At 62.5% G+C, this 13,843-nt stretch carries 15 protein-coding genes; 13 read left to right on the plus strand and 2 right to left on the minus strand.

The features are described from left to right. Window positions 1-8: 8 nt before the first annotated feature. Window positions 9-932, minus strand: a complete 924-nt coding sequence (locus tag ACERHN_RS15040; protein ID WP_415919834.1) for a LysR family transcriptional regulator — start codon at window positions 930-932, stop codon at window positions 9-11. Window positions 933-1,050: 118 nt separating this feature from the next. Here ACERHN_RS15040 and ACERHN_RS15045 point away from each other — a divergent pair, with 118 nt between their 5' ends. The 9 genes from ACERHN_RS15045 to ACERHN_RS15085 all read left to right on the plus strand — a co-directional run bounded on the left by ACERHN_RS15045 (window position 1,051) and on the right by ACERHN_RS15085 (window position 10,325). After that, a complete protein-coding gene (locus tag ACERHN_RS15045) occupies window positions 1,051-2,115 on the plus strand; it encodes a maleylacetate reductase (RefSeq protein WP_415919835.1) in 1,065 nt (354 codons plus the stop codon). Window positions 2,116-2,140: 25 nt separating this feature from the next. Further along, window positions 2,141-3,415, plus strand: coding sequence for an ABC transporter substrate-binding protein (locus tag ACERHN_RS15050; RefSeq protein WP_415919836.1), 1,275 nt, complete (start codon window positions 2,141-2,143; stop codon window positions 3,413-3,415). Between the two features lie 87 nt (window positions 3,416-3,502). Beyond that, complete coding sequence (locus ACERHN_RS15055; RefSeq protein ID WP_415919837.1) at window positions 3,503-4,222, plus strand: ABC transporter ATP-binding protein; 720 nt, start codon at window positions 3,503-3,505, stop codon at window positions 4,220-4,222. Beyond that, window positions 4,222-4,929 carry an ABC transporter ATP-binding protein gene (locus tag ACERHN_RS15060; RefSeq protein ID WP_415919838.1) on the plus strand — a complete coding sequence of 236 codons (708 nt, stop codon included), beginning with the start codon at window positions 4,222-4,224 and terminating at the stop codon, window positions 4,927-4,929. The genes ACERHN_RS15055 and ACERHN_RS15060 overlap by 1 nt, the downstream gene beginning before the upstream one ends. After that, window positions 4,926-5,789 carry a branched-chain amino acid ABC transporter permease gene (locus ACERHN_RS15065; RefSeq protein WP_415919839.1) on the plus strand — a complete coding sequence of 288 codons (864 nt, stop codon included), beginning with the start codon at window positions 4,926-4,928 and terminating at the stop codon, window positions 5,787-5,789. Before ACERHN_RS15060 ends, ACERHN_RS15065 begins: the two co-directional genes overlap by 4 nt. Further along, window positions 5,789-6,844: a branched-chain amino acid ABC transporter permease gene (locus tag ACERHN_RS15070; protein WP_415919840.1), complete on the plus strand. Its 1,056-nt coding sequence runs from the start codon at window positions 5,789-5,791 to the stop codon at window positions 6,842-6,844. The genes ACERHN_RS15065 and ACERHN_RS15070 overlap by 1 nt, the downstream gene beginning before the upstream one ends. A 2-nt stretch (window positions 6,845-6,846) precedes the next feature. Beyond that, the gene (locus tag ACERHN_RS15075; protein ID WP_415919841.1) at window positions 6,847-8,601 is read left to right on the plus strand and encodes an FAD-dependent monooxygenase; all 1,755 of its coding nucleotides are present in this window, start codon (window positions 6,847-6,849) and stop codon (window positions 8,599-8,601) included. A gap of 9 nt (window positions 8,602-8,610) precedes the next feature. Further along, a complete protein-coding gene (locus tag ACERHN_RS15080; RefSeq protein ID WP_415919842.1) occupies window positions 8,611-9,492 on the plus strand; it encodes an intradiol ring-cleavage dioxygenase in 882 nt (293 codons plus the stop codon). Further along, window positions 9,489-10,325, plus strand: a complete 837-nt coding sequence (locus ACERHN_RS15085; RefSeq protein ID WP_415919843.1) for a 3-keto-5-aminohexanoate cleavage protein — start codon at window positions 9,489-9,491, stop codon at window positions 10,323-10,325. The genes ACERHN_RS15080 and ACERHN_RS15085 overlap by 4 nt, the downstream gene beginning before the upstream one ends. A 30-nt stretch (window positions 10,326-10,355) precedes the next feature. On the opposite strand, the gene ACERHN_RS15090 is transcribed toward ACERHN_RS15085, so the two are convergent. Further along, window positions 10,356-11,264 carry a LysR substrate-binding domain-containing protein gene (locus tag ACERHN_RS15090; protein ID WP_415919844.1) on the minus strand — a complete coding sequence of 303 codons (909 nt, stop codon included), beginning with the start codon at window positions 11,262-11,264 and terminating at the stop codon, window positions 10,356-10,358. Between the two features lie 93 nt (window positions 11,265-11,357). On the opposite strand from ACERHN_RS15090, the gene ACERHN_RS15095 reads away from it, so the two are divergent. Genes ACERHN_RS15095 through ACERHN_RS15110 form a run of 4 tightly spaced genes read left to right on the plus strand, consistent with a single transcriptional unit; the run spans window position 11,358 to window position 13,748 of the window. Continuing rightward, on the plus strand, window positions 11,358-12,437 hold the full coding sequence (locus tag ACERHN_RS15095) for an L-dopachrome tautomerase-related protein (protein WP_415919845.1): 1,080 nt from the start codon (window positions 11,358-11,360) through the stop codon (window positions 12,435-12,437). A gap of 4 nt (window positions 12,438-12,441) precedes the next feature. Then, complete coding sequence (locus tag ACERHN_RS15100; RefSeq protein ID WP_415919846.1) at window positions 12,442-12,756, plus strand: muconolactone Delta-isomerase; 315 nt, start codon at window positions 12,442-12,444, stop codon at window positions 12,754-12,756. A 17-nt stretch (window positions 12,757-12,773) separates the two neighbouring features. Beyond that, window positions 12,774-13,169 (plus strand): VOC family protein, encoded by a 396-nt coding sequence (locus tag ACERHN_RS15105; protein ID WP_415919847.1) that lies wholly within the window; start codon window positions 12,774-12,776, stop codon window positions 13,167-13,169. Window positions 13,170-13,211: 42 nt separating this feature from the next. After that, window positions 13,212-13,748, plus strand: a complete 537-nt coding sequence (locus ACERHN_RS15110) for a peroxiredoxin-like family protein (protein ID WP_415919848.1) — start codon at window positions 13,212-13,214, stop codon at window positions 13,746-13,748. Window positions 13,749-13,843 lie beyond the last annotated feature (95 nt).

The raw sequence follows: 13,843 nt of genomic DNA on the forward strand, positions 1-13,843 counted from the left end.
CTCGCCGTCTACCGGCGCCAGACGTCCTCGCGGCCCCGTTCGTCAATCCGGTTGGCCAGCCCTTTGAACTCCGCATCAAGGAAATTGAGAAAGCGACGGACCGCTGGCCGCATCGGGCGGTCGAGAGCCCACAACAGGCCCAGCTCCCGCTCGGGGTGGTCCAGCCTGACGGGCAAGGCCGCCACGGTGCGCGCCGTGCGCTGCATGAACACGACCGAATAGGGCAGGACGGTGAGCGAATCCGATCCTGCCATCACGCTGAAGATGGACGCCAGCGATCCACCGGTGAAACTGACGCGGACGTCGCTGATGCCGATGCTGGCCAGCGCGGCCTTGAGATCCGCATAAAGCGGACTGCCCGCCGGTGGCGCGATCCACGGATAGGCGGCGATGTCCTCCAGCTTGACAGATGATTGCCGCGCCAAAGGGTGCGAGGGCGCGCAGGCAATGACATTGCGGCCACGCAGGATCGGGCGAAATCCAAATGCGGGCGGCACTTCGTCCGGGCTGACCGGGCAGATCGCGAGGTCGATATTTCCAACGCCCAGCTGTTCCGTCAGATCCCCCTGGTAGCCATAGCTTTGCTGGATCGTCACGTCCGGGAAAGCGGTCTGGAAGGACGCCATCATGTTGGCGATGACCCCGTCCATGAAGATGGGTGTGCCCGCAATCCGCGCCGTACCGGCCTTGCCGCCGGAATATTTCGCAACCGCCGTCTGCGCCGCGTCCCGCGCGGCGGCGATCACGCGTCCCTGTTCGGCCAGCGTATGGCACAGCTCGGTGGGCCGCAGCGGGCGCTTACCCTTTTCAAACAGGCGCGATCCGAGCCGCTTTTCAAGCATCGAGACCGACCGCGACACGCTTGGCTGCGACTTGTTGAGCGCCGCAGCGCCCTCGCTCAGACCGCCACAGTCGATGATCGCGGCAAGCATGTGGAGGTGATTTGGATCAATTTGCATACCATTGGGGTATATTATTTGCCTGTTATTCGATCAACAGACGAAATTCAGTCGCTATTTTCGGTCTCAACCCCCGTTTGGAGATCGCAACATGGGACAACCCGCCGAAGACCTGACCGCCTCTGTGAGCGTCACGTTCGGCGCGCGGACGCGCCTGACTGTCGCTGCGGAGTTGCACAAACTGAATGTCTCAAAGGCGCTTGTCCTGGCCACGCCGCAGCAATGTGATGCTGCACTGGAAATGGCCGAGCATCTGGGCACGCGCGCGGTGGGCGTGTTTTGCCGGGCCGAGATGCACACACCGGTACACGTGACCGAAGCGGCACTGCAACACGTCGCAGAAGTCGGAGCAGATTGTGTCGTGACCATCGGCGGCGGGTCGACCACCGGGCTGGGCAAAGCCATCGCCTACCGCACCGACGTGCCGCAGATCGTCATTCCCACAACCTATGCTGGCAGCGAATGCACGCCGATCCTGGGCCAAACGGAAAACGGTGTGAAAACCACGCTGAGCGATCCGAAGGTCCTGCCGGAGGCCATCATCTATGATGCGGAACTGGTCACGGGCCTGCCCATCGCGATGACGGTCACCTCTGCCCTGAACGCGATGGCGCATGCGGCCGAAGCGCTCTATGCCAGCGACCGCACACCGCAAACGACAGCGCTTGCAATCCAAGGGCTCAGCGCCTTTGCGCATGGCTTGCCCAAGGTGCTGGCGAACCCCGACGATCTGGCGGCCCGCGAAGCGACACAGCGCGGTGCATGGGCCTGCGGCACGGTTCTGGGCCAGGTCGGCATGGCGCTGCATCACAAGCTCTGTCACACCTTGGGCGGGTCCTTTGATCTGCCCCACGCCGAGACGCACGCCATCGTGCTGCCCCATGCGATTGCCTACAACGCGCGCGCCGTGCCCGAAACGCTGCAGCCGATCTGCGATCTGCTTGGCGGCACCCATGCCGGGGCCGCGCTGCACCGGTTCGCAACATCCATGAACGCGCCCACGGCGCTGCGCGATCTTGGCCTCACGGAGGCCGATCTTGATCGCGCGGCAGAGCTGGCCACGACAAAACCCTATCCCAACCCGCAGCCTGTCACGCGCGACGATATCCGCGCGCTCTTGCAGGCGGCGTGGGCGGGGGATGCACCACTTCAATAATCAAAACGACGTTTGGGAGGACATCATGATCACACGCCGCAAACTGCTGAAATCATCGGCTGCAACCGGGCTGACCCTTGCCGCAGGGGGGCTTGCCGCGCCGGCATTGGCGCAGGGGGCAAAGATCCGGTTGGGCTATGTCAGCCCGCAATCCGGCCCGCTTGCCGCCTTTTCCGAAGCGGACCAATTCATCATCGACGGGTTCCTCGCCTCGGATGCGGGGGCCAATTTCGAGGTGATCGTCAAGGACAGCCAGTCCAATCCGAACCGCGCCGCAGAGGTTGCCAAGGAACTGATCATCGACGACGAAATCGACATGATGCTGGTCGCCTCGACACCGGAGACGACCAACCCGGTGGCGACAACCTGCGAATCCGAGGAAATCCCCGTCATCTCCACCGTCGCCCCGTGGCAGCCGTATTTCATCGGTCAGCAGGGCAATCCCGGCGATCCCGGCAGCTGGCGACCGTTTGATTTCAGCTTTCACTTCTTCTGGGGGCTCGAGGATGTCATTTCGACGTTCACGGCCATGTGGAACCAGCTGGATACCAACAAATCCGTGGGCGCGATTTTTCCCAATGATGGCGACGGCAATGCATGGGGCGATCCCAATGTCGGCTTCCCGCCGGTCCTGGCGGAACAGGGGTTCACGCTGACCGATACGGGCCGTTACCAGAACCTGACGGATGATTTCAGCGCACAGATCAACGCGTTCAAGGCCGCGAATTGCGAAATCGTGACGGGTGTGCCGATCCCGCCCGATTTCACGACCTTCTGGACGCAGGCCAAACAGCAGGGGTTCACCCCCAAGGCGGCCAGCATCGGCAAGGCGATCCTGTTCCCGCAGGCGGTCGAAGCGCTTGGAGATCAGGGCCACAACCTCAGCTCCGAAGTCTGGTGGTCGCCCAGCCATCCGTTCGCCTCATCGCTCAGCGGTCAGTCGGCAGGCGATCTGGCCGCCGGGTACGAGGCCGCAACGGGCAAGCAATGGACCCAACCGATCGGCTTTGTGCACGCGCTCTTTGAGATGGCGGCGGATGTGATGGGCCGCGTCGAAGACAGCCGTGATCCCGATGAGGTCGCCGCCGCCATCGCGGCGACGCAACTGTCGTCTATGGTCGGTCGCATCGCCTTTGACGGCGCGGGCCTGCCGCCCTTTGCGGCGCAGAACGTGGCCAAGACCCCGCTTGTCGGTGGGCAGTGGCGCCTGAAGGACGGGGGCGGATACGATCTGGTGATCGTCGACAACTCCGACCACCCCGACATCCCGACCGGCGGCACGATGGAAGCCATTTCCTGACCGCGCCGCCCATGTGACCCGGTGCCTGCCGGGTCACGCAATCCGCCCATCTGAGACGACCGGCCCCGGCCGGTCCGGGGACCCGTTATGTCGATCCTTTCACTCCAATCCGTGTCCAAGAGCTTTGGCGCTTTGACCGTCACCGATGCGGCCAGCTTTGATGTGCCTGAGGGGCAGGCGCTTGGCATCATCGGCCCGAACGGTGCCGGTAAATCGACGCTGTTCAACCTGATCACGGGCAACATCCGCGCGGATCAGGGCCGCATCCATTTCGAAGGGCGCGACGTCACAGACGTGTCCGCGATGCAGCGGTGCCTGTCGGGGATCGGGCGGTCGTTCCAGATCCCGCAACCGTTTGAAAAGCTGACCGTGTACGAAAACCTTTTGGTGGCGGCCACGCACGGGCGCAATCTGTCCGAACGCGAGGTGCGCGATGATTGCGCCGATGTGCTCGAGCGCACCGAACTCATCAAGCGGGCGAACGTGCCTGCGGGTCAGCTGTCGCTGCTGGAACGCAAGCGGCTTGAGCTGTCCCGCGCGATGGCGACGCAGCCCAAACTTCTCTTGCTGGATGAGATCGCCGGCGGCCTGACCGAAGGCGAATGCCAGGCGCTGATCCGCACGATCAGGGACATCCACGCACAGGGCGTCACGATCATCTGGATCGAACACGTCCTGCACGCGCTGACGTCCGTTGTGGAACGGTTGCTGGTGCTGGACTTTGGCAAGGTCATCGGCCTTGGCGATCCGGATGAGATCATGGCCAGCCGCGAGGTGCAGGAAATCTATCTGGGGATGGAAGTCTGATGGCGCTTTTGCAAACCCATGATCTTGTCGCCCATTACGGCGATTTTCAGGCGCTCTTTGGCGTCGACATCGAACTGCACGCAGCCGAGACGATTGCGATCATTGGCGCCAACGGCGCGGGCAAAACGACGCTGATGCGCTCCATTGCCGGGGTGCTGCGCGGCGCTGCTGCCTCTGTGTCGTTCGACGGCGCACCGATCGGGGCGCACGCGGCGGATGAAATCATGGCGCGCGGGGTCGCAATGGTGCCCGAGGGGCGCAAGCTGTTCCCGTCCCTGTCGGTCGAAGAGAACCTGTTGATCGGCACATATGGGCGCAAGACGTCCGGCCACTGGACCCTAGAGACCGTCTACGATCTGTTTCCGATCCTGCGTGAGCGGCGCAACACGCCCGGCACGGCGCTGTCCGGTGGGCAACAGCAGATGGTCGCCATCGGGCGCGCGTTGATGAGCAATCCGCGGGTGCTTCTGTGCGACGAAATCAGCCTTGGCCTCGCCCCGGTTGTGATCAAGGACATCTACAAGGCGATCCCGCAGATCAAGGCGGCGGGGGCATCCCTGATCATTGTCGAACAGGACATCGCGCAGGCGATGGCCGTCGCGGACCGCGTGTACTGCATGATGGAAGGCCGCGTGACCCTATCCGGGACACCGCACACCCTGTCGCGCGAGGACATCCACAACGCCTATTTCGGAGCAAGCCATTGATCTGGATCGACACGATTATCCAAGGCATCCTTCTGGGCGGGCTCTATGCGCTCTTTGCGTCGGGGCTGAGCCTTGTGTTCGGGATCATGCGGCTGGTGAACCTGGCCCATGGCGATTTGATCGTGATGGGGGCGTATCTGATCCTCGTGCTGGTGACGTTGCTGAGCCTGTCGCCGTTTGTGGCCGTTCTTATCGCAATGCCGTTGATGTTTGCGCTTGGCTGGATGTTGCAGCGCTTCCTGCTGAACCGCACCCTTGGCGATGACATCCTGCCACCGCTTTTGGTGACGTTTGGCCTGTCCATCGCCTTGCAGAATGCGCTGCTCGAAGGGTTTTCGGCGGACAGCCAGCGGTTGCCGACCAATGCGCTGACCACGGCGTCCGTGGACGCCGGACCGGTGACGCTCGGGGTGATGCCGCTTTTGACCTTTGCGTCGGCTGTTCTAGTGATCGTCGCGCTGAGCCAGCTGTTCTACCGGACCGAGCTGGGCCGCGCGTTCCGCGCCACGTCGGATGACGCGGTCACGGCCAGCCTGATGGGCATCAAGCCCGCCAACATCTTTGCCACGGCCACCGGCATTGCGCTGGTGATCGTGACCATTGCCGCGCTCTATCTCGGTCTGCGGGCCAATTTCGATCCGAATATCGGCCCTGCGCGCCTGATCTATGCGTTTGAGGCGGTGATCATCGGTGGGTTGGGCTCGCTTTGGGGCACGCTGCTGGGGGGGATCATCATCGGCGTGGCCCAGACGGTGGGCGCCGCGATCAACCCCGAATGGCAGATCCTCGCGGGGCACCTAGCGTTCCTGCTTGTCCTTCTTGTCCGGCCACGCGGCCTCTTTCCGAGAGCGAATGACTGATGGCGTATACCGTAACCACCCAAACCCCGGCCTCGCGCGTGGCTGCGATCGCCGGCGCGATCCTGATCATTGGCCTGTTGCTTTTGCCGTTCTTTGCCGGGCGCGGCACCATCCAGGATATGTTCTTTATCCTGACCATGCTGGTGCTGGCCCAGTTCTGGAACCTGCTTGCGGGTTACGGCGGGCTGGTCAGCATCGGGCAGCAGGCGTTTGTCGGCATGGGGGCCTATGCGCTTTTTGGTGCGGTGATCCTGTGGGGGCTGGACCCGGTGCCGTCGATCCTGCTGGCGGGGGTGGCGGCCCTGGTCATTGCCGTGCCCACCGCCTTTTTCGCCTTTCGTCTGAACGGGGCCTATTTCGCCATCGGCACATGGGTCATCGCCGAAGTCGTGCGGCTGCTGGTGGCGCAATGGAAAACGCTGGGCGGTGGGACGGGCACGTCATTGCCCCGTGATGCCACGCGCGACATGTGGTTTGTCGAACGGATCGAGGACATGCTGGGCGTCCGGTCGGCGGCCGCGCGCGATATTCTGGCCTATTGGCTGGCGCTGATCCTCGCGCTGGCCACCATTGGCGGCATCTATTGGCTGTTGCGCACCCGGCGCGGGCTGGCGCTGGCGGCGGTGCGCGACAACACGGAGGCCGCGAAGTCCGTGGGCGTCGACGCAGGCCGCATGAAATGGATCGTCTTTCTGACGTCGGCCTTTGGCACCGGCCTCGCGGGTGGTCTGATCTACATGCAAAAGGCACGGATCAGCCCGGACGCAGCCTTTAGCGTTACCGACTGGACGGCCTACGTGATCTTCATCGTGGTCATTGGCGGCATCGGCACCATCGAAGGGCCGATCATCGGGGTGCTGGTCTTTTTCGCGCTGCAATCGCTGCTGGCTGATTTTGGCAGCTGGTATCTGATGACGCTCGGCGTGCTTGCCATCGTCATCATGCTGGTTGCGCCGCGCGGTCTTTGGGGGCTGCTGTCCGAACGCACCGGCCTGCACCTGTTTCCAATTCGCCGCCGCTTGACCGGCGGAAAACTCAATCTTTCGGAGGAATGAACATGGCTGACATCACAACCGAGGTCCTGATCATCGGCACCGGTCCCGCCGGTTCGACAAGTGCCGCGCTGCTGTCGAGCTACGGCGTCGAGAATATCGTGATCAACCGCTACCACTGGCTGGCCAATACGCCGCGCGCGCACATCACGAACCAGCGCACGATGGAGGTGCTGCGCGATCTGGGTCGCGAGGTCGAAGACGAAGTGTACCTCAACGCGATGGATCAGAGCCTCATGGGTGAGAACGTCTTTTGCGAAAGCCTCGCCGGGGAAGAGATCGGGCGCATGAAATCCTGGGGCACGCATCCGCTGTCCAAGGCGGAACACCTGCTGTCCTCGCCCAGCTTCATGAACGACCTGCCGCAGACCTTCATGGAGCCGATCCTGTTCAAGACCGCCTGCAAACGCGGCACCCGTGCCCGGATGAGCACGGAGTACAAAAGCCATGTTCAGGATGCCGAAGGTGTCACAACCACCTGTCTCGACCGCATGACGGGGCAGGAGTTCACGATCCGGTCGAAATACCTCATTGGTGCCGATGGCGGCAATTCGCTGGTGGCACAGAATGAGGACCTGCCGTTTGAGGGCAAGATGGGCGTGGGCGGGTCCATGAACATCTACTTCCGCGCGGACCTGTCGAAATACGTCGCGCACCGCCCGTCGGTGCTCTACTGGGTGATGCAGCCGGGCGCGGATGTCGGCGGCATTGGCATGGGGCTGGTGCGCTGCATCCGGCCATGGAACGAATGGCTGATTGTCTGGGGCTATGACATCAACGCCCCCGCACCGGTCGTGGATCAGGACATGGCGACGGATGTGGCCCGGCAGCTGGTCGGTGATCCGGCGCTCGAGATCGACCTGATCAGCGCCAACACGTGGACGGTCAACGATGCCTATGCCACGCAAATGTCCAAGGGGCGGGTGTTCATCATGGGCGACGCCGCGCACCGCCATCCGCCGTCCAATGGGCTGGGGTCCAACACGTCGATCCAGGATGCGTTCAACCTCGCCTGGAAAATCGCCGCCGTGGTCAAGGGGCAGGCGGGAGAGCGCCTGCTCGACAGCTATTCCGAAGAGCGCGCGCCCATCGCCAAGCAGATCGTGACCCGCGCCAACCAGTCCATTGGTGAGTTTGGCCCCATCTTCGAGGCGCTCGGCATGACAGGCGGCACCGATATCGAGTGGATCAAGGCGAACATGGACGCCCGGTGCGACAGCACGCCGGAGGCAGAGGCACAGCGCGCAGCGCTCAATGCCGCCATCGCGTTCAAGAAATACGAATTCGACGCCCATGGGGTTGAGATGAACCAACGCTATGTGTCGGATGCCACCGTCACCGATGGCCAGATCGAGCCTGATTTCGCGCTCGATGCGGATCTGCATTACCAACCGACGACCTGGCCCGGTGCACGGATCCCGCATGCCTGGCTGTTTGACGCGGACGGCACGAAACACTCCACCCTTGATCTGGCGGGGGGCGGGGCCTTTACCCTCTTTACCGGGTTGGGCGGCAAGGCGTGGGCCACCGCCGCGCAGAAGGTGGCCGAAACGCTCGGCATCACGCTGCACGCGCATGTGATCGGCCCGCGCCAGACCTATGTGGATCACACCGGCGATTGGGCGCGGGCCCGTGAAATCGGCGATGCGGGTTGTATCCTGACGCGGCCGGACCAGCATGTCTGCTGGCGCAATGACACGCTGCCCGACGATCCGGCGGCAGAGCTGACCCGCGTACTTACGCAAATTCTGGCACGATAGGAGGCACAGATGTCCACGCAGGCCCAAGGCTACTTCACCGAAGAAAACTCCGCCGATGTCGTCATCAGCCAGATTGCCGACACGGCGGACCCACGGCTCGCCGAAGTCATCGCGGCCCTCACACGCCACATGCACGCCGCCATCAAGGAGATCGAGCCGACACAGGAAGAGTGGCTGGCCGCGATCATGTTCCTGACCAAGACGGGGCACATGTCGGACGACTGGCGGCAGGAATTCATCCTGCTGAGCGATGTGCTCGGCGTGTCGATGCTTGTGGATGCGATCAACAACCGCAAACCCAGTGGCGCGTCCGAATCCACTGTGCTTGGGCCGTTCCACGTGCCGGATGTGCCGGAATTGCCGATGGGGTCAAACATCTGCCTCGATGGCAAGGGACAGCCCATGCTGATCAAGGGGCGCATCCTGAACACCGACGGCGCGCCCATCGCGGGCACCAAGATCGACGTCTGGCAGACCAATGATGACGGGTTCTATGACGTACAGCAAAAGGGCATTCAGCCGGACTTCAACCTGCGCGGCGTATTCCGGACGGGCGCAGACGGGACATATACGTTCTGGGGCGCCAAGCCGCGCTTTTATCCGATCCCCGACGATGGGCCCGTGGGCAAACTGCTGAGCGACCTGGGCCGTCATCCCTTTCGCCCTGCGCACCTGCATTACATCCTAGAAGCCGATGGCTATGAAACGCTCGTCACGCATATCTTTGACCCGGACGACAAATACATCACGTCGGACGCGGTGTTTGGCGTCAAGGAAAGCCTGCTCGCTAAATTCGAGTTGATCGACGACCCGGACCGGATCGCAGCGGAGGGCGCGGATGGCCCGTTTTACGAGGTCGTCCACGATTTTGTTCTGGCGCCCGTGGCATGAGCACACCCTGCATCATCTGCGTGGCCATCACCGGCAGCCTGCCGCGCAAGGCGGACAATCCGGCGGTGCCGATCACCGTGACCGAACAGGTGGAAAGCACCCACGCCGCGTTCGAGGCGGGGGCAAGCATCGTGCACGCCCATGTCCGCAACGCAGACGAAACCCCGACCAGCGACCCCGAAAAATTCGCGGCATTGAAGGAAGGGCTGGAAAAACACTGCCCCGGCATGATTATCCAGTTTTCGACCGGCGGGCGGTCGGGGGCGGGGACCACGCGGGGCGGTATGTTGCCGCTGCGCCCGGACATGGCGTCGCTGTCGGTTGGCTCGAACAACTTTCCGACGCGTGTTTATGAAAACCCGCCGGACCTCGTGGACTGGTTGGCCGCCGAAATGCGCACCCATGGCGTCAAACCGGAGATCGAGGCCTTTGACCTGTCCCACATTCTCAAGGCGGCTGAGATGCATGAGGCCGGGCAGATCGCCGACACGCCGTATGTGCAGTTCGTGATGGGTGTGAAAAATGCCATGCCCGCGGATCGCACGGTCTTTGATTTCTATGTGCAGACGGTCAAACGCCTGTTTGGCGCGGATGCGCCGTGGTGTGCCGCAGGCATTGGCGCCCAGCAATCGGTGCTGAACGACTGGTCCATCTCGGCCGGTGGACATGCGCGCACGGGGCTTGAGGACAACATCAGGCTCGACAAACATTCGCTTGCACCGTCCAACGCCGCGTTGGTTGAACGCACGGTTGCGACCTGTGCCGCATATGATCGGCCCGTGGCCACGCCTCAGCAGGCGCGGGCGATTTTGGGGTTGTCGCACCGCCCGTGACGATGGTCTGCGCGGTCCGGGCGGGAGGGCCTATTGCCCGTCGCGTCCCGGCACCGCGCAGGACGCAAAGCACTCCGACACGAACTGACCAAACAGCTCCGTCTTTGACGCGGCGCGTGCTTCGGGTGGGTACACAAACCAGATGGGCGCATCAGGCTGCCACAGCGATCCGGGCGCCACTTCGACCAGCGTGCCCGCATCAAGCTCGACCTGCACCGCAAGCCGTGACTTTATGGCCAATCCAAGCCCCTCGGCCACCGCATTGGTCAGAATATCCGAATTCGAGACAAGGACTTTGGACGGCACGGTCACGTCCTGACGCTTGTCATTGGCGTCCTTGACGGAGATCCGCGTTTGCCATGGCAGGCACACCCACGGCATGTCCAGCGCCTCTTGCCATGTCGCGGGCGTTCCGTGCTTGGCCAGGAATTCCGGCGCGGCACATATGATCCGGTCATTGTCACACAGCTTGCGCGCGACCAGCGCGCTGTCTGCCAGCGCGCCGACGCGAATGGCGCAATCCTGTCCTTCGGCGGACAGCGAAACAAACCGGTCGACCGCCAGAAACTCAATCCGCAACTGCGGATGCGCCCGCTGGAATGTTGGCAGTGATGGCAGGATGAAACGGGACAGGATCCACGGCGACATGGTCGCGCGCACAAAACCGCGCAATTCCGCAGTGCGGCTGCCCGCATCCCGTTCGGCCTGCGCCAGATCCGCGAGGATCGTTTCCGTCCGTTCGAGGAAAATCTGCCCCTCACTCGACAGCTTGAGCGACCGGCTGTTGCGGTGAAACAGCGTGATTTTCAGCGCCGCCTCCAGCTTGCCAAGGCGGTGGCTGGCCGTTGCCGGGGAAATGCCGACACGCCGCGCACCCGCCGTGACACCTTCGGCATCTGCAATGGCAACAAAGGTTTTCAGATCGTCAATGGAGTACATTCGAATTTTTCAAACGGTGGTTTCAGATTTCAATGTCTTCCTGTGGTTTATTCATTCGATCTATTGCGGTGTCAAATCACCGGAGGAGACATCATGAAACATTTGCTATCTGTGGCCAGCCTTGCGGCCGTGCTCGCCAGCCCTGTCGCGGCTGCGGACCTTGAGACCTATCTTGAGTTCCCCAAGGACATGCCGCCCGGCAATCTCGCGATTGGACCGGATGGACGTATGTTCATGTCGGTGCACGAATTCTACGGCCCGGAACTGCGCGTCGTCGAAGTGATGCCGGACGGCACGACGAAACCCTATCCGACCGAAACATGGGCGCGCGCGCCGCAAGACGACGGCGATGGGCTGCGCGGTGTTCTGGGACTGCGGGCGGACCGCGAAGGCATCTTGTGGATGCTGGATGGCCAGGGCGAAGGCCAGACCGGGCGCGTCGTGGGGTGGAACACCGTGACCGAGACACTGCACGCAATCTACTATGTCGGCCAGCCAGCAGCGCGCGCGACCTCTTTCCTCAATGACCTCGCGATCGACCGCGAACATGGGGCGATCTACATTTCGGACACAGGTGACGGCGTGAATTCCGCGTTGATCATCATCGACATGGACACCGGACGCGCCCGCCGCGTGCTGGAAGGCAGCGCGTTTACCGTGCCCGAAGACACACCGATGATCATCGACGGGCGCGAGATCAAGTTGGGCGGCAACCCGGCCAAGATCGGGGTCAATCCGATCACCATCGACCCAACCAACACATGGGTCTACTTTGCGCCCATGACGGCCAGCGCGATGTACCGGGTGCGCACGACGGATCTGCTGGACGAAAGTCTGGACGATGCAGCGCTTGCCGCCAAGGTCGAGCGGTATGGTGACAAGGTGATCTCGGACGGCTCGACCGTGGATGCGGATGGCAACGTCTACATCACCGCGATGACCGACAACGCGATTGGCGTGACCAAGCCAAACGGCACGTATGAGGTGCTGTATCAATCGGATGAGGACCTGCCGTGGCCGGACGGGTTTTCGATGGGGGCAGACGGCTTTGTCTATGCCACGATCAACGAATTGCACCGCTCGCCGGTCCTGAACGGCGGCACGGACGCGTCGTTCGGAACGTACCGCATCGTGCGCTTCCCGGCGCTCGGCACTGCTGTGAGCGGGAGGTAAGCCGATGCTGTACCGACTGGATTTCACCGTCGAATACGACGCGACCATGCAGCAACAGGGGCTGCTTGGCGTCTGGGCCAAGGAAGCCGAAGCCGCGCTTGGCGCGAAATCGGCGGGCGTGGTGAAGGACCTGTGGAAAGTGGTGGGCGAGCGCAAGGTGCTCGCCATTGTGGACGTCGAATCGCCCGATGCGCTGGATCAGATCCTGTTTGATCTGCCCATCATGCAGGAGATGGGGCACCATGTTCAGGTCGATGTGAAATCGCTGCGCCGCTATGAGGATTTCGCAGCGGACATCAAAGACCGCATCGGTCGCTGAAATCAAAAGGAATGCACATGATGAAAATAGTCCACTCCTGCATCCGGGTGCTCGACGATCACCGGTCCATCGCGTGGTACAAGGCGGCCTTTGACCTCGACGTCGTGGACCAGCTTGATTTCGAAGCATTCCGCCTGACCTATCTGGCCAACGCGGCCAGCGGTTTCGAGCTTGAACTGACGCTGAACAAGACGCGCGAGACGCCTTACGACCTTGGGGATGGCTATGGTCATCTGGCCTTTGTCGTGGATGACGTGGACGCGCATCACGACGCAATGGCTGCCAAAGGGCTGGAGGTCGGTGACCTCGTGGACTTTGCGCCCGGCGGCGATCTGGTGGCGCGCTTCTTTTTCGCAACGGACCCCGATGGGTACAAGATCGAAGTCATCCAGAAAGGCGGGCGCTTTCACTAGCGCCTGCCCACATCTCACACCACATCTTTCAAAGGAACATCCATGCTCATACCCCGCCAGAAAACACCGAACCTGACCCTGCCGACGCTGGATCACGGCACGTTCGATCTGTCGCAGGAGACATCCGAACGAGGCACGGTGATCTGCTTTTACCGGGGGCTGCATTGCCCGATCTGCGCAACGTACCTGACCGAGCTGAAAAAGCGCGTTTCCGACTTTGCCGATCGCGGCGTCGGCACCATCGCGATCAGCAGTGACGGCGAAGAGCGCACCCGCGCCATGTCCGACAAGATCGAGAATGACGGGCTGCGGTTTGCCTATGACCTGCCGCTGGCAACGGCACGGGATTGGGGGCTGAGCATCTCGACCTCGCGGGGCAAGACGTCCATCGGCATCGAAGAACCGGAGCTTTTTTCCGAACCTGGCCTGTTCATGGTGACGCCGGAACAGACGCTGTATTACGGATCGGTCCAGACCATGCCGTTTGTCCGCCCGCATTTCTCGGAACTGGTCAGCGCGCTGGATTTCGCGATTGCCAACAATTACCCGGCGCGCGGCGAATATACCGGGCCCGTCTGACCCATCCCGTCGCCGCGGATCAGACCACCGATCACCCAAGACCCGCGACCCATCCGGTTGCGGGTCTTTGCGTATCGCTATGGATCACGAAACCT

The sequence above is a fragment of the Tateyamaria rhodophyticola genome (assembly GCF_047777875.1).
Lineage (GTDB): Bacteria > Pseudomonadota > Alphaproteobacteria > Rhodobacterales > Rhodobacteraceae > Tateyamaria.

Coding starts and splice junctions, on each gene's coding strand:
- ACERHN_RS15095 (WP_415919845.1), top strand. CDS start 11,358: ATGAAACATTTGCTATCTGTGGCCAGCCTTGCGGCCGTGCTCGCCAGC.
- ACERHN_RS15075 (WP_415919841.1), top strand. CDS start 6,847: ATGGCTGACATCACAACCGAGGTCCTGATCATCGGCACCGGTCCCGCC.
- ACERHN_RS15100 (WP_415919846.1), top strand. CDS start 12,442: ATGCTGTACCGACTGGATTTCACCGTCGAATACGACGCGACCATGCAG.
- ACERHN_RS15055 (WP_415919837.1), top strand. CDS start 3,503: ATGTCGATCCTTTCACTCCAATCCGTGTCCAAGAGCTTTGGCGCTTTG.
- ACERHN_RS15045 (WP_415919835.1), top strand. CDS start 1,051: ATGGGACAACCCGCCGAAGACCTGACCGCCTCTGTGAGCGTCACGTTC.
- ACERHN_RS15050 (WP_415919836.1), top strand. CDS start 2,141: ATGATCACACGCCGCAAACTGCTGAAATCATCGGCTGCAACCGGGCTG.
- ACERHN_RS15070 (WP_415919840.1), top strand. CDS start 5,789: ATGGCGTATACCGTAACCACCCAAACCCCGGCCTCGCGCGTGGCTGCG.
- ACERHN_RS15090 (WP_415919844.1), bottom strand. CDS start 11,264: ATGTACTCCATTGACGATCTGAAAACCTTTGTTGCCATTGCAGATGCC.
- ACERHN_RS15085 (WP_415919843.1), top strand. CDS start 9,489: ATGAGCACACCCTGCATCATCTGCGTGGCCATCACCGGCAGCCTGCCG.
- ACERHN_RS15080 (WP_415919842.1), top strand. CDS start 8,611: ATGTCCACGCAGGCCCAAGGCTACTTCACCGAAGAAAACTCCGCCGAT.
- ACERHN_RS15110 (WP_415919848.1), top strand. CDS start 13,212: ATGCTCATACCCCGCCAGAAAACACCGAACCTGACCCTGCCGACGCTG.
- ACERHN_RS15040 (WP_415919834.1), bottom strand. CDS start 932: ATGCTTGCCGCGATCATCGACTGTGGCGGTCTGAGCGAGGGCGCTGCG.
- ACERHN_RS15060 (WP_415919838.1), top strand. CDS start 4,222: ATGGCGCTTTTGCAAACCCATGATCTTGTCGCCCATTACGGCGATTTT.
- ACERHN_RS15105 (WP_415919847.1), top strand. CDS start 12,774: ATGATGAAAATAGTCCACTCCTGCATCCGGGTGCTCGACGATCACCGG.